At 45.5% G+C, this 13,832-nt stretch carries 15 protein-coding genes; 4 read left to right on the top strand and 11 right to left on the bottom strand.

Annotated features, from left to right (window positions below):
• Positions 1–232: 232 nt before the first annotated feature.
• The 3 genes from CYJ37_RS09425 to CYJ37_RS09415 form a co-directional block, all read right to left on the bottom strand.
• On the bottom strand, positions 233–517 hold the full coding sequence (locus CYJ37_RS09425; RefSeq protein WP_009793004.1) for a hypothetical protein: 285 nt from the start codon (positions 515–517) through the stop codon (positions 233–235).
• A gap of 15 nt (positions 518–532) precedes the next feature.
• Positions 533–2,431 carry a YecA family protein gene (locus CYJ37_RS09420; RefSeq protein ID WP_180827293.1) on the bottom strand — a complete coding sequence of 633 codons (1,899 nt, stop codon included), beginning with the start codon at positions 2,429–2,431 and terminating at the stop codon, positions 533–535.
• 95 nt (positions 2,432–2,526) lie between these two features.
• Positions 2,527–3,369 (bottom strand): DUF1028 domain-containing protein, encoded by an 843-nt coding sequence (locus CYJ37_RS09415; protein ID WP_101549392.1) that lies wholly within the window; start codon positions 3,367–3,369, stop codon positions 2,527–2,529.
• A 129-nt stretch (positions 3,370–3,498) separates the two neighbouring features.
• On the opposite strand from CYJ37_RS09415, the gene CYJ37_RS09410 reads away from it, so the two are divergent.
• Both CYJ37_RS09410 and CYJ37_RS09405 read left to right on the top strand, forming a co-directional pair.
• Complete coding sequence (locus CYJ37_RS09410; protein ID WP_180827292.1) at positions 3,499–4,491, top strand: BMP family lipoprotein; 993 nt, start codon at positions 3,499–3,501, stop codon at positions 4,489–4,491.
• Positions 4,492–4,504: 13 nt separating this feature from the next.
• Positions 4,505–6,145 carry a methyl-accepting chemotaxis protein gene (locus CYJ37_RS09405; protein WP_101549389.1) on the top strand — a complete coding sequence of 547 codons (1,641 nt, stop codon included), beginning with the start codon at positions 4,505–4,507 and terminating at the stop codon, positions 6,143–6,145.
• 44 nt (positions 6,146–6,189) lie between these two features.
• Here CYJ37_RS09405 and CYJ37_RS09400 read toward each other — a convergent pair whose 3' ends face one another.
• Both CYJ37_RS09400 and CYJ37_RS09395 read right to left on the bottom strand, forming a co-directional pair.
• The gene (locus CYJ37_RS09400; protein ID WP_101549385.1) at positions 6,190–6,720 is read right to left on the bottom strand and encodes a chromate transporter; all 531 of its coding nucleotides are present in this window, start codon (positions 6,718–6,720) and stop codon (positions 6,190–6,192) included.
• The gene (locus CYJ37_RS09395; RefSeq protein WP_101549383.1) at positions 6,717–7,289 is read right to left on the bottom strand and encodes a chromate transporter; all 573 of its coding nucleotides are present in this window, start codon (positions 7,287–7,289) and stop codon (positions 6,717–6,719) included. The genes CYJ37_RS09400 and CYJ37_RS09395 overlap by 4 nt, the downstream gene beginning before the upstream one ends.
• Positions 7,290–7,992: 703 nt before the next feature.
• Here CYJ37_RS09395 and CYJ37_RS09390 point away from each other — a divergent pair.
• The gene (locus CYJ37_RS09390; protein WP_257964208.1) at positions 7,993–8,382 is read left to right on the top strand and encodes a sporulation protein; all 390 of its coding nucleotides are present in this window, start codon (positions 7,993–7,995) and stop codon (positions 8,380–8,382) included.
• Between the two features lie 458 nt (positions 8,383–8,840).
• Here CYJ37_RS09390 and hpf read toward each other — a convergent pair whose 3' ends face one another.
• From hpf to flaG, 6 genes are all read right to left on the bottom strand, one after another.
• Complete coding sequence (gene hpf, locus CYJ37_RS09385; protein ID WP_009792993.1) at positions 8,841–9,395, bottom strand: ribosome hibernation-promoting factor, HPF/YfiA family; 555 nt, start codon at positions 9,393–9,395, stop codon at positions 8,841–8,843.
• 248 nt (positions 9,396–9,643) lie between these two features.
• Positions 9,644–10,033 (bottom strand): hypothetical protein, encoded by a 390-nt coding sequence (locus CYJ37_RS09380; RefSeq protein ID WP_101549381.1) that lies wholly within the window; start codon positions 10,031–10,033, stop codon positions 9,644–9,646.
• Positions 10,034–10,042: 9 nt separating this feature from the next.
• The gene (locus CYJ37_RS09375) at positions 10,043–10,384 is read right to left on the bottom strand and encodes a flagellar protein FliT (RefSeq protein WP_101549379.1); all 342 of its coding nucleotides are present in this window, start codon (positions 10,382–10,384) and stop codon (positions 10,043–10,045) included.
• Entirely contained in the window at positions 10,384–10,785 is a 402-nt protein-coding gene (fliS, locus tag CYJ37_RS09370; RefSeq protein WP_101549377.1) for a flagellar export chaperone FliS, read from the bottom strand. Before fliS ends, CYJ37_RS09375 begins: the two co-directional genes overlap by 1 nt.
• A 42-nt stretch (positions 10,786–10,827) precedes the next feature.
• Entirely contained in the window at positions 10,828–12,354 is a 1,527-nt protein-coding gene (locus CYJ37_RS09365) for a flagellar hook-associated protein 2 (protein WP_101549375.1), read from the bottom strand.
• A 12-nt stretch (positions 12,355–12,366) separates the two neighbouring features.
• Positions 12,367–12,729, bottom strand: coding sequence for a flagellar protein FlaG (gene flaG, locus CYJ37_RS09360; protein WP_101549373.1), 363 nt, complete (start codon positions 12,727–12,729; stop codon positions 12,367–12,369).
• A 152-nt stretch (positions 12,730–12,881) separates the two neighbouring features.
• Here flaG and CYJ37_RS09355 point away from each other — a divergent pair, with 152 nt between their 5' ends.
• Complete coding sequence (locus CYJ37_RS09355) at positions 12,882–13,736, top strand: DNA endonuclease (RefSeq protein WP_101549371.1); 855 nt, start codon at positions 12,882–12,884, stop codon at positions 13,734–13,736.
• The last annotated feature ends 96 nt before the right edge of the window (positions 13,737–13,832 follow it).

Below are 13,832 nucleotides of genomic sequence, written 5' to 3'. Positions count from 1 at the left end.
GGCAGAAAATTGGATTTCAATTTGGTTTTTATATGAGATATTAAGGCTAAAAACTAACTCCTCACCGCGGATTCTACATAAAAATGAATTTTTTCTACATAAATTCTCTATTATTCTACATAAAATCCCAATGATTCTACATAAAACTCGCCCTTTTCTACAAAAAATACAAATAATCCCAATTCAACAAACAAAAAAACGGCACCCCCAACAAGGGAGCACCAGCCAAATTTCAAAACCTCAGCAAAGACGTAACAACCACAATCCCCAGCACAGAAAAAGCGAACGTGCTATACTCCAGCTTCTTATTCTGGTCGCCGAGGAATTTAGCTGTAACGGTTTCCAGCACCCGCACCAGGACAAATAGAACCACCAGCACCGGAATCAGTAAATAAATATTTTCCCTCACTGGTCCAAAGTCAATCAACCTTACCAACAGCAGCAGCACACCCAGAGAGACCAGGTCGCTCAGATTGCGGTAATTCTTTTTAAACAGCCATCCAAAAAATGTATTCAATATGTCGCACCCTTTTTAGTTATTTTGCAGCCATGTCTGAATCCCGGGAATTCCCTGCCATAAATGAAGATGTCCATCCGCATAGGTGATAGCCTCATTCTTGTCACCCCAGCTGTAATAGTCCGGAATTGTACGCGGCATTTTCTTTTTCCCTGAAAGATAATCTGAAGCATGAGGATTATGTTTCTTCGCTTTCTTCAGCAGCGCAGCCGCTTTGCTTGTGAAGCCTTTTTCCAGCAGTTCGAGCAGGACCTGATTGAAGAGGCCTGCAGCCATTTCTTCCGGATAAGCTTCCAATAGCTTTCTGGCTTTCTTGTATTGCCTGCTTTCACAGTAAGCCTGAAACATCACAAACCTGACACCCTGATTATCATTCGGATTTAGCTCAAGAAGCTCTTCATAATGCCCAATCGCTTCCGGCAGATTGCCAAGCGCATGCAGCGCCTGTGCATAATTGGCTTTAGCCCTCATAAATGGCCGCGTTTCAATCAGGCCCCAAAAGTGGCCTTTATTTTCCTTAAAAAAGCCGTCCCCGAGATCCTTCTGTCCAGCCTCCATCCCCTTTTTAAACAGCTTAGTCGCTTCCGGGAGATCTTCCTTTTCAGCAAGGATATTATAGGCATCACTATTGAGCGGATTCAGCTCAAGCGCTTTCTCGGCAAGCTTATATCTTTTAGCACCGGATGCTTCGAATGCTTCATACATGATATCCTGGGCTTTACCCTTCTTGGTGGCCGAAGCTTTTTTCGGCAGCGGTTTATTCATAAGCCCCTGAAGGAAGCTATCCAAATCCTGTTCATTCTCGAACTCCTTCTCCCCGATAAGACCCATCAAATCCTGCATCATCCGCTCAGACTCCATCAGGGAAGCCGGCTCCTGGAGCTCAGATTGAAAGATTTCCTCCAGCACGTCCTCGATTGCATGATAGATTTCACCATAAGCATTCGATATGCTGGCTGCAGACACGCCATAGAGGGTTCCCAGCTGTTTTTGAGTATACGCAGGGCCCGACGGATTTGCCAGAGTGCCGACAAGATAGCGGAGGCCCGCCACATAAATCCCGGCCTTCTTTGGCTTTTTGCCGGTCTTCTCGATATATTTCATCCAGAGGGTGACCCCCATATCAATGACCCAGCTTTCCTCGCCTTCCTGCTCCATATCTCTGGCAAACAAATCAGCAACCTCCGCCGCTCCTTCGTTCGGCCACTCAAACGAAACAGCTGTCCCTGGCACCTCCTCCATCATCTCAAGGAAGAACTCCTGCAGAAATTCCTGCGGATCCTCCATCCGGGTGGCTTTATATTCTTTTAAAAGAAAATCCCTGTATGCGTCGGTGTTTTCCCCGCCAAGTTCAAATGGCGCCGGGAAAAATACATGATGATCCAGATAAGGAAGCAGCATGCCGAATGCAAAACGGGCAGTCTCTATATCCTTGTAAGGTTCAAGGATGGTGACTGTAAAAGATTGTCCGCTCATTGCATCCTCAACCAGAAGTTTGCTTTCGTTTCTTTCCTTAATAATACCTGCAAAAGCAAACGGCTTGTCCCATTTCTGCAGGATATCCTTCAGGTAGGAATTCTTCAAAGCGGGGAGCATTTCTTCTATAAATAAATCCATAATCCTCTCGCCGGAATCGAGCTCCCCGAAAGCTGTGAACCAGAGCGTGTGGACAGATTCATAGAATTCTCTTTCTTCCTTATCAAAGTACGATAGATCCTCCAATTCAAAAGACTCCTGGAGCTGTTCTCCGTATACATGCTTGGCAAATTCAATCGCTTCTCCCTGGAGAGCGATGATTTCCCCTTCCATCCTGTCCGTTATCACAATCACATCCTTGCTGCCGCAGCATTTTTTATATTTTTTCCCGCTGCCGCATGGACAAGGATCATTCCGGTTGATTCTTCCGTTCAACATCTCTCTCTCCTTCCGCACATTCATTCTATCTTCTTTTTAGCATAATCCCTGGAAAATTGGAACCACTTATAAAAAAAGCCGCCAAACGGCAGCTGCTATTCTTGTTTCTTCATATATTCCAGTATATCCAGATCTATTTTCCCTTCATCCTGCTCCCGCTCTTCGAAGTTTTCGGTATGAATATAGGTTTTCAGCGCTTTGTATAATTCCCCGCCACTTGCCTTTTTCTCAATATAGCCGAGCCTCACGAGCTGGCTACCCAATTCTGCCTCCACATCTCCTTCAATATCAGCCACCCTGCCCTCTTTGCTCGGTGCAAAATAAAGCTGCTGCAGATGGTAGATTCGGATCAATTCAGTGATCGGGTCAGGATGGTCATCGACACGCAGGTCAATATAGCGGTCATTAAAGCCGCCGTAACCTCCCTTTTCTTTCACAACCAGTAAAGCTGCTGACTGCTGGCCGCGGCTGTCCCCGCCTGCTTCCTGGCCGGCGTTAAGGGAGGCAAGCAGCCGTTCAGCCAGGGTGCCTTCACTGCTGGCAAAAGTAGCACCCATCGCCTTTACTGTATTTTCATCTACTAAAATATTGCCCTGTGCCGCGAAATACTCGCCTGCAGTCCCGCCGGCCCAGTTATAGCAGCCGTTTCCTGTAAAAGTAGCTCCGCTGCCCTCAAAATCAACGATTCCGACCTGGCGCAGTTCCTTGTCAGGGTCTTCGGCTGTAATAAGATCAAGCGCCTCCTGGGCAGTCTTTCCCTGCTCCATTAATTGGAGAGCCTGCGGACCGTAAGCTGTGTTCGCATAAGACTGGGTTGCTACCGCCCCGATGCCTGCCTTGGCAAAGGGCACTACCGCACCAACACCTAAAAATTTGGATTGAACCGCAATCCCCCATTCCTTTTCCTTCGGATCATAGCCGACGATTGAAAAAGTCATATTCTATTCCTCCTAAAAATCTCTTACTATATTCTTCGCTTCTCTAAACGATTTCTCCTTTTTCTTCCTTCTAAATAAATGTCACATTCTGTCGATATACTCACCGTGAGAATTTTTTAATAGAGGTGAATGGAATTGGTGAAAAAGTTAGGCCTGCTTCTGTTGGCCATTCTTCTCCTGGCAGGATGCTCGATGCCAGGTGATGCAGCGGAGGTTAAGCAGGAAAAAGAGTACAAGATTGGCATTTTGTTATCAACAACAGGGCTGGGGGATGACTCCTTCAATGACTCGGCCTTCCGCGGGCTGGAGAGGGCCCGTGATGAGCTGGGCGTCCTGTTTGATTATAAAGAGGCGCCAGACGGAGATTTAGAAGAAAAGCTGACAGAGCTTGTCGAGGAAAAAAATGACCTTGTCATCGGCCTCGGTTTTACAGCTCAGGAGCCGCTTGAGAAAATTGCTAAGAAATATCCAAAACAGCAATTTCTGCTGATTGATGCCGTATCAGAATTGCCGAATATCGCTTCGATTACATTCAAGGAGCATGAAGGCAGCTTCCTGGTCGGAATGGCAGCAGCCATGGCCAGCAGATCGAACACACTCGGCTTCATCGGCGGTGAGGATGCAGAAGTCATCCACCATTTTGAACAAGGCTTCATCCAGGGTGCCAGGCATGTGAAACCCGATATCAAAATCGTGACCGAGTATGCAGGCTCATTCAGTGATGCTGAGCTCGGCGGTAAGATTGCGGAAGCACAGATTAGCAAAGGCGCAGATTTCATTTATCCGGCAGCCGGTTTCACTGGCTATGGCGCGCTCCAGAAGGCACAGGAAAAGCGCGTCCTCGCAGCAGGCGTCGACTCTGATCAGTTCTTCGTTGCGGAAAAAGCCATTGTCACCAGCATGCTGAAAAATATCGACGTTGCGGTGTATGACATCGCGAAGCTTTTAAAAGAAAAAGGCAAAATTGAACAGCATGCTTTTGTCCTCGGCCTGGCTGAAAACGGCGTCGGCCTTGCAGAACTTCGTGCCTTCCCTTTCTCGGAAGAACAGAAAAAAGCCCTTACTGCCGCCAAGGATGAAATCATCTCCGGCGATATTACTGTAAATTCAACTAAACCTTAAAGGAGGCTGCACCATGAGATTGCGCAACCGACTGATGATGATTGCCATCATCCCCCTTATCTTATCAACTGTAATCATCGGTTATATGATCAGCCAGATCCTTGAGCTTCAGAGCTCCTCCAAAGAGGATGTAGAGGTCCTGCTGCAGATAGAAACCCTGAACGGTGAATTTGTCAGTGCCAGGCAATCACTGGCGAGCGCTGCGGTGACCGGCACTGGTGCTAATAAGCAGGAAGCTGCCGGAATGCTCGGGAAAATTGAAAAAGACATGAAACAGCTGAAATCCGCCATAAGTGAAGCAAACCAGAAAGCCACCTTCACAAAAGCCGAAAATAAATTCAGCATCCTGACAAAAGAAGCAGGCGATGCCCTTAAAAGCGGGAACCAGCCGGAGATCAAGCGGCAATCCATCCGCATTGCAGGAATCATGAATGATTTATACCTTCTCGACAAGCAGGCTGAAGAATGGTATGAAGCCAAAACCTTTCAGATGGAAAAACAGATCAACTTCATTGTCACATCATCCCTGATTGCCAGCATCCTGCTGATTCTTCTGTCCGGAGGATTTTCATGGCTGGCAGCCAGAAAGATCACAATGCCGCTCAATGAAATCGTCCAGCAGGCAGGACGGGTCGCCAGGGGAGATTTGACCATCGAAATCCAAAAGGCCAAGCCGTCCAGCAAATTTGAAATAGACCTTTTGCGCTCTGCTTTTGCAGACATGATTGGCAATGTAAAATCTACCGTCGAATCGATAGATGATGTAGGAAAGCAAGTGTCCACTTTTTCAAAAGAAGTATCCGGTTATATGGAGAGCGTAACAGAAAGCAGCAGCCAGGTTGCTGTTTCCACCGAGGAGCTCGCTAAAGGAAGCCAGGCGATTTCCGAGGACATTCAGTCAACTGCAGAACTGATGCGCAGCATGGGCGACAACTTTACGGTGGTCCAGCAGGAAAGCCAGAACTCGCTCAAGGCAAGCATGGAAGCCATGAGCTCCATCGATGCCGGCCGCAAGTCACTGGAAAAGCAGGCAGGCTTCGCCGGACAGCTCTCCAGCTCATCAGAAGGAATCAAAGCGTCCGTCCAGGAATTCGCCGATTATACCGGCAAAATAGAGAATGCGGCCCATACGGTCAGGGAAATCGCTGAGCAGACCAATCTGCTTGCGCTGAATGCAGCCATCGAGGCAGGCAAAGGTTTCGCCGTTGTCGCGGAAGAAGTCCGCAAGCTCGCAGACGATAGCTCAAAAGCCACTGTCCTGATCACCAGCATGGTTTCCAGCATCAAGCAGGGTGTTTCCACCATACTGAATGCAACAGAGCTCGGCAGCAAGCTGACCGACGAACAGCTCGGATCCATCAAAGAAACAGAAGACAGCTTCTTCACCATCGCCGGACATGTTGCCGGAATTTACGACCAGCTCACAACACTGGCGGAAGGCACCGAAAAATCCGCAAGCATGAGCCAGCAGGTCATCGCGGCGATTGAAAATGTGTCTGCTGTTACAGAAGAAACGGCAGCCGGGACAGAAGAGATTTCCGCTTCCACCGATGCCCAGCTCCGCTCCTTCGAGCAGGTCGGCGATAAGGTTTCAGCACTTGAAGCATTGACTGAGGAAATGAAACGTGAGCTTGGAAAGTTTAAGGTGAGTTAATGAAAAAAGAACCGAATCCAATTGGATTTGGTTCTTTTTTCTCATCACGCTAAAAATATCCCGCCATAAACAAGCGATCCGGCAATCACATACGCAGGGTGCACCTTGAACTTTTCCATAAGCACCAGGCTGACAAGCCCAATGAAGATGGTCTGCCAGAAGCCGGCACCTTCGTAAGAGGAAAACAGGAAGTCGTACGTCATGAGTCCTAGAAGGACGGCGATAACCGGTCTGATGACAACCGTCATCCGTTTGACCCGCGGCGATTCCTTGTATTTCATGAGCAATCCGAGAAGGCCGATCATCAGGATCAGCGACGGGGCAACGGTGGCAAAAACGCCGACAATAGCACCCAGGACGCCGCCCTGATCATAGCCGATATAGCCGGCCATCTTTGTGGCAATCGGTCCTGGCAATGTATTCCCCATGGCAAGCATCTCGCTGAACTCACTTGTGCTGAGCCAGCCGTACCGGCCGACCACTTCATTCTCAACCAGCGGGATGGAAGCCGGTCCGCCGCCATAGCCAAGGATTCCGGGGATAAAAAATGCTGAAAATATCTGGATATAAATCATGCTGAACTTTTCTCCCTTTTCCCATTTTTGCCGGCCCTGTCTTTTTTAAGGAGCGCCCCGAGCAATAAAGCGAAAATAATGATGGCAGGATGAACGTTCAGGACCTCCAATATAACCAGGCTTCCAGCGACAAATACCAGTGTCCAGCCCCAGCCGAGATTTGATTTGACTGACTTTTTCACAAAATCCCAAGTCAAAGTGGCGAGCATGACGGCAACAACAGGCACAACGGCCGTTGACATCCCCTGAACCCATGGCTGGTCTTTGTAGGAGTTCAATACGGTCAGGAGAAGCACCATCAGGATAATCGTCGGCACGATTGTCGCGATGATGGCATTCAGCATCCCCCAGACTCCTGCAACCCGGTAGCCGATATAGCCGGCCATTTTCGTGGCAATCGGTCCCGGAAGCGCGTTGCCGAGCGCGAGCACATCGCCGAACTCATCTGAATCCATCCATTTATATTTTTCCACCACTTCTTTATGGACGAGCGGAATAGAGGACGGGCCTCCGCCATAGCCCAGGATTCCTACCCTGAAAAAGGCCAAGAATATGTCTGCATGCTTCATGACTGATTCACCTTTTCATCCTTTCCAGCCTGCCTATGAACAGGCATCCGGCAGCCCTCCGGCACAATGTCAGGAGGGCTGCGCTAATTATTATTATTTTCTAATTATAACGTTCTATAACCCCTTTGCCTATCCATTTACTTTAATTCGTTACCATGCAGCAATGGTTCCGTCTGTGCGGGCAAAAATAATAAAAGGACATCCATTTCCACATACTAAGCTCGATTTCTTATTTTCAGTTGAAAAATCTTTAGCATACCTAGTGAAAACAATTGATTTTCCCGGCGAAATTTTGTACAATAAACCTATAAATTCATAGCACGTCTCCCACAAAGGGGAGTAGCTTTTACAGCATAGTCGTCATTACAGAGCATCCGCTCTCGGCTTTGCTGGCAGACCTGATTCTGTTAGCCAGACCTTTGCCTGAACGGCAAAGGTCTTTATTTATGCACTCAAAGAGGCCTTTGCCGCGCTGGATGATTCAGCATGGCAAAGGCCTCTTTTCGTTGCGGGACAGGCGCCTTTTTTGGCAGACAAGTGTGGTAAATCGCTGCAGGCGTGCATATGAAAAGAAAAGAGCTTTGTGGCTGGAATGCCAGAAGGAGCAGAGAATGTAACCAGAGAAATTTCCAAATGAAGTTTAAACAGGACATCCAAAGACTAACAAAATAATAAAACACAAAAAAACTAATAGGAGAGATTTATGTTGCTTTTACGAAAGTATATGTCATTGATCGGTGTCGGGTCGGCGAGGATCGACCTTATATTGCCAAAGCTGAGCTACCATCCGGGCGAGAGCATTTGCGGTTATTTCAACATCGAGGGAGGCACAATCGACCAGCAGATCAAACGTATTGAGTGCGACCTGGTTTTCACTGATGAAACTGGAGAGAGTGTAGTAGACTCTACCACCATCCTGACTACGAAAAAAATTGAATCGGATGAATGCAACCATATGCCGTTCCACTTCACTCTGCCGGAGACACTGCAGCCGTCCGGCAAAAAGCGCTCCTACCGTTTTAAGACGCGTATGATCTTTAATGAGGGCGTTAAAAGTGCAGATTTAGATGAAATAACTATAGTTCAGGGTTAATGGAGAGAAAAATGAATATGAGGCAAATCAAACAGTTTATCATGGCTGCGGCCCTTGTAAGTATTCTTGAATCCGGGTATCAGGCTGTTTCCGTGCTGGAGGTTAAGAATCCGCCGAGGGTATAGCTCGTGCAGCCAAGCTTTCAAAACATCTTAAAATTCGACATAAAGAACATATTGACTTTTTCTTTATAAAGAATTTTTATCCACTATATGTAATTTATTTAGTATAAAAGAAGGTTTTTTTAAGGTTTTATAGTATAGTAGAGGGTATAACATTCGAAGGAGTGAACGGACTTGAAGGTTAAAGCTCTCTTTTGTTTCTTTTTAAAGAACCACAAATACAGCTACTATAATGATGAATGCGTCAGGTGCGGGAAAAAGAGAAAGCGCACCGCTGCCTAAATTCTCTAACCATATTAAGACCCTGCTCCGATTGGGAGCAGGGTCTCTTTATTCTTATTGAGCTTCAATCAGGCCATAGCGGCCATCTTTACGCTTATAGACAACATTGGTGCGGTTTGTTTCTGCGTTTGTGAATACATAGAAGCTGTGGCCGAGAAGGTTCATCTGCAGGATCGCCTCTTCATTGTCCATCGGCTTCAAATCAAAGCTCTTCTGGCGGACAACCTCAAGATCATTATCCTCTTCTTCCAGGACAGGGGCCTCCGGCTCATCAAAAGAAGCAAACATCAGCGTCGGGCTTCCCTTCTCACGGAACTTGCGGTTCACCTTCGTTTTGTGCTTGCGGATCTGCCGTTCCAGCTTATCCACAATCAAATCGATCGCCGCATACATATCTTCATGATCCTCCTCAGCACGGAGCACCAGATTCTGCATCGGAATGGTCACTTCCACTTTGGAGCGGTTATTATTATACGTTTTTAAGTTTACATGTACATTTGCATCAGGAGTTTCAGTAAAATATTTTTCCAGTTTCGCAATTTTCTTCTCTACGTATTCTCTAATCGCTGGAGTTACCTCAATGTTTTCACCACGAATGTTATAATTCATAGATGAACTCCTCCTTTTCATTATACAGTAAAGCTCTCACAGGCATCCGCGGCCTTAAAGCTGCCGCTCCCTGAAAAAGCCTAGCCTTAAAATTTTATTAAGACTATGTAAATATAATTCTACTGTACCCCAGAAAAGTCCTGCAAAAACGTTGAGATAAATTGAAAACATTTGTCGAAAGCGTGTCGATTCAGCTGCATCAATGCCTCCGGCTTCAGAAAAGAAAAAAGACCGCCAATAAAAGACGGTCAGGATTGTGTATAAGATGAAAGCTCTTGCTGAACCTTTTGGCTCCAGCCTGTATAAGCCGGATAAAGCTGTTCACGGATAATCTCCTGTTTCTTTTCAAGATCGCCGAAATTCCCTTCCAGCATTGCAGCTTTTTCCGCCACCACATGAAATGATGCTAAAGCTCCTTCAAGAGAGGAAGACTCTTTTTCAAACAGCCTGCTCAGCTGTTCACTGGCACTGGCAATATAAGGAAGCGCCTGGAATACATCCAAAAGTAATCGGTCGCCTTCAGTCTTCTCAAGATTGTCAAAGCTCGCCACGATGTATTCAAGTGCCTCTTCGACCGTTATAAGCAAGTCCTGATATTCCTTAATTAATATATGCTGATTTTCCTCGAGTTTAATCATAGAAGCCACCTATTTTCGTTTATCGTAAAACATACCGTCCGTTGCCATCGATTGATATGGATTCATATATTTATTGTTCGATTCTTTCTTAACGGACAGGCCCTTGATATCCTTCTGGATCATCGCTTTTTCCTTCTGCAGCAGCTGCGACAAACGGATATTGAGGTCAAGCAGATTTTTTCCAAGGGCTTTTTCCTCTTCTGAATACGGCGGCTGGACCTCTTTCATCAGTTGCTCCCGCTCTTCAAGAGCAGCTTCAATCCAACCTATCTTTTCATCACGGTCTTTGCCCTGCTCCAGCCGCTCAATCAGCTTGACCGTTAGAGCATATAACCGCTCAACTTGGCTCATTAAATCTGCCCCGCCTGGCTGAACTGCTTCTGGCGGTTCACCTGGATGACCACTTTCCATGTATCGCGGAACTCAGTCACAAGGCCTTCCACCTCTTCCAGGATTGCTGCATCACTTTTCAAATTCGCCTCAATAAGCTGGCGGTTCATATAATCATAGAGCGACATCATATTCTCTGAAACTTCCAGATCCATATTCAGCGTCACCATCAGCTCCCTGATGATGTTCTGCGCCTTCTGGATGTTTGTATTCTTCGCTTCAATATTCTTATCAGCAATTGCCTTCTTCGCATGATTGATGAACTTCAGGCAGCCATTATAAAGCATCAGCGTCAGCTCCCCAGGCGAAGCCGTCGTAACCGAATTCTGCTGATATGACTGATATGGATTTTTTGTGGTCATATAGGACACTTCCTTTCAAAACTGTATTCCCAGTGGCGGTGATTATCCTCCGAATTGCTGCATCAGGTACGCCATCTGCTCGTTCGAGCGCTGGATGGCTTTTTCCATGGCGGTGAATTGGGACCAGTAGCGGTTTTCCACCTGTGTCAAACGGTCCTCGAAACGGGTGATCTGCTTATCGAAGCCATCTAACATCTTGCCAATTGTAAACGTGTTATTTACACTCGACGCTTTTCCGGCCTTTGCCTCAATATCAGTCATCGTTGACTTGATAGAATCTCTTAATCTCCGGGCAAGTCCCTGTTCAGAAGCAGTAGAGCCTTCTTTCTGAAAAAGCTCATATATCCCATTCGGATTTTCAGAGATGGCCTTCCGCAAATCATCTTCCTTTATAGTAAGCTTCCCGCCTTCCAGATAATTGCTGGTAGTGGTAATGCCAATTTGAGCGAGCTGGTTAATGCCTGACAACCCGCTAACCGGGCTATAAAGATCGCTCCTCATTTTATTGAGGCTGCCCGTCAAAATGGAATCCCCTCTCAACGTACCGCTCTTCGCCTTCTCTTCCCACAGTTCGATATCCTTCTCTTCCATTTCCTTGCGCTGCTCGGCAGTCAATGGCTGGAAGTCACGGTATCTCTTCTCATCTGTCTTATCATTTATTTCCTCGATGACTTCATTGTACTTATCGACGAATTTGACGATCGTGTCCATGATAGCGTCGACGTCGGGAGAAGAGGAGAAGGTGACTTTTCCTGTATTCTCTTTTTTAAGAGAAAATTCAACTCCGTTAATTTGGAATGTGTTGGAGGAACGCTCAGTTGGGAGACCATTATAAGTGAATTGTGCATTGCTGCCGGCAGAACCAGCATCAATCACTGTGCCTCCTACTGTTATATCAGTACTTGATGCTGCCACATTATCAGAGCTTAATTTCAAAGTATCTGTTAAAAAGTCCCCTTCTAATTTAATTTCAGGTTGACCTTTAACATCACCTGTATTTTTTGCGGTGAAGGAAATTCTCTTTGTGTTCGCATCAAAGAATGCCGTAACATTCGAGTTGGAGTTGATTTTACTGATAATACTGTTAATTGATTCATCTGAGGGCTTAAAAGTTAAGGTATAACCTTCGCTTTCAAGCGTTCCATCTTTTGTAACTGATTTAATGGTAAAACTCATTTCTTGATTATCAGTAAACGTTTTGTCTAATTTCTCTGAAGGATCAATGCTAATTTCAGCAAGACTGTGCATAGTTGCAGCAGTTGCCAGCTTTGTGACTTCTATGGAACCTGAAAATTCAGAAGTAGAATTGATGTTTTTAATGCCCACTGCATCCGGATTCGTACTGCTGATACTTTTCTTTATATAGGAACCCTGCTTCCCAATTCCATCAAAAATCAATTGGTCCAGCTCAAGCAGTTTTTTATTCATCGAACGGTAATCATCACGCTGCCATTCAGTATATTGCTTTTTCTGATTGATTTTATCCAGTGGCATTCTTTCAGCCTTCATCAAATCACTTACCAGCTGGTCAATATCCATCCCGCTGGCCAGGCCGCCGATCCGTACCATATTTTCACCAACCTATATCTTTTTATCTACCATCAGCCCGACAAACTCTGTCATCGCTGCATACATATCAAGCATCTTTTTTGAAGGAATCTCTTTTACCACTTCATGAGTAATATCATCGACAATGGTCACATAATACTCATTCAGTTTTTCATGGAGCTCAAATTTAAGCGAAGTATTGGATGGCTGCAGGAACTCATTCATTCCATCGATGATATCGTCCAACTTTTCTTTCTTAACTTCAATCGTTCCAACAGTTTCTTTTTGAAAATTGTCAGTACTTACTTGATCCTTTATCTTCTGAGTGTCTACATTATCATGAGATGAAGTTCTAGCTGAATAGGCGACGCTCTGTCCTGAAAGCCTCTCAATCATGGAGGATCCCCCTATTCTTAGTTCATGTTAATTATATCGGCTGGACACGAAAATATTTTAGAAAAAATACCTCTTTACCTCTTCTCGTTTTATCCCAGAGGGCAAAAAAGGTTATAATAAGAACAAACGTTCCTTATTAGGAGGATTAGCTCATGGAATTTAATAAACTCACTCCCATTCAGCAGAATATCTTAGCCGCCAGCATCCTTGGTGATGGCGAAATCACAAAGTTGTATAAGGGATCCCGAAGAAAAAATAACAGCTATCGAGAGCACTATGGGGCCAAGCAGAAAGAATACCGCGAATGGAAGCAAGCATTTCTTCCTGAACTGCTGTACCTCACACCTCAGAGCTGCACCTTGAGGTCTTCTTCCCAATTACTATTTACAGAATTGTATCCGTACTTTTATGACAACGGCGGAAATAAACAAATTCCTCAAACTCTATTGAGATTCTGTGACCTGCCACATTTCCTCGCAGCATTGTATATGGATGACGGAACTCTGTGCATAACTAAAAGAATTAATCATAAAAAGAGCATCATCTATTTGACACCTTCCATCATGCTTGCACTGCAAAACTTCCCCCGCAAACAGCTTGAACTACTCTGCCAGCACATCCAAGAGACCTTTAATTTTACATTTCATTTTCTAGCTGTTAAGGATGGCAAGAATGTAGCCTTGAAATTCACCTCTGTTAAAGATACCTTCGCCTTTCTCGATTACATTTCTCCCGTCACTGCAAGTTGTCCCAGCATGTACTACAAAACAAATTGGGCTTGGCGCTTTCAAAAAGAAAAGAGTCTGCTCGAGAAGTTATACCCCGGATATGATATTATTGCTTCTTGTTCAGAAAGGTACAGGAACTATTCGAATGAGGAAATTGAAATGCTGTTAAAACTGAAGGAGCAAGGTTACACAGTAAGCGATATGGCATCGGCTCTTGGCCGCACTTATTGGTCGGTTACTTATAAACTGAGGGAACTGCGTGCTGCTGATATGGTCTAACACAGAGTGCTACTAAATGTTGGGTGTAAAAAGAGGCTCTAGCATGCTAAAGCCTCTTTTTGTATGAAGTGAAAAGGTAAAACTCTTTAATAATAA

Source organism: Bacillus sp. UMB0728, from assembly GCF_002858875.1.
Classification (GTDB): domain Bacteria; phylum Bacillota; class Bacilli; order Bacillales; family Cytobacillaceae; genus Bacillus_AB; species Bacillus_AB infantis.
The sequence above is the reverse complement of the archived record's forward strand: the minus strand, read 5'-3'. Positions and strand labels throughout refer to the sequence as shown.

What these genes read in the sequence shown, in the direction of transcription:
- CYJ37_RS09420 (WP_180827293.1), bottom strand. Translation starts at nt 2,431, where the DNA reads ATGTTGAACGGAAGAATCAACCGGAATGATCCTTGTCCATGCGGCAGC.
- CYJ37_RS09375 (WP_101549379.1), bottom strand. Translation starts at nt 10,384, where the DNA reads ATGAGCCAAGTTGAGCGGTTATATGCTCTAACGGTCAAGCTGATTGAG.
- CYJ37_RS09410 (WP_180827292.1), top strand. Translation starts at nt 3,499, where the DNA reads ATGGAATTGGTGAAAAAGTTAGGCCTGCTTCTGTTGGCCATTCTTCTC.
- hpf (WP_009792993.1), bottom strand. Translation starts at nt 9,395, where the DNA reads ATGAATTATAACATTCGTGGTGAAAACATTGAGGTAACTCCAGCGATT.
- CYJ37_RS09355 (WP_101549371.1), top strand. Translation starts at nt 12,882, where the DNA reads ATGGAATTTAATAAACTCACTCCCATTCAGCAGAATATCTTAGCCGCC.
- CYJ37_RS09415 (WP_101549392.1), bottom strand. Translation starts at nt 3,369, where the DNA reads ATGACTTTTTCAATCGTCGGCTATGATCCGAAGGAAAAGGAATGGGGG.
- CYJ37_RS09400 (WP_101549385.1), bottom strand. Translation starts at nt 6,720, where the DNA reads ATGATTTATATCCAGATATTTTCAGCATTTTTTATCCCCGGAATCCTT.
- CYJ37_RS09365 (WP_101549375.1), bottom strand. Translation starts at nt 12,354, where the DNA reads ATGGTACGGATCGGCGGCCTGGCCAGCGGGATGGATATTGACCAGCTG.
- CYJ37_RS09380 (WP_101549381.1), bottom strand. Translation starts at nt 10,033, where the DNA reads ATGATTAAACTCGAGGAAAATCAGCATATATTAATTAAGGAATATCAG.
- CYJ37_RS09390 (WP_257964208.1), top strand. Translation starts at nt 7,993, where the DNA reads ATGTTGCTTTTACGAAAGTATATGTCATTGATCGGTGTCGGGTCGGCG.
- CYJ37_RS09405 (WP_101549389.1), top strand. Translation starts at nt 4,505, where the DNA reads ATGAGATTGCGCAACCGACTGATGATGATTGCCATCATCCCCCTTATC.
- fliS (WP_101549377.1), bottom strand. Translation starts at nt 10,785, where the DNA reads ATGACCACAAAAAATCCATATCAGTCATATCAGCAGAATTCGGTTACG.
- flaG (WP_101549373.1), bottom strand. Translation starts at nt 12,729, where the DNA reads ATGATTGAGAGGCTTTCAGGACAGAGCGTCGCCTATTCAGCTAGAACT.
- CYJ37_RS09395 (WP_101549383.1), bottom strand. Translation starts at nt 7,289, where the DNA reads ATGAAGCATGCAGACATATTCTTGGCCTTTTTCAGGGTAGGAATCCTG.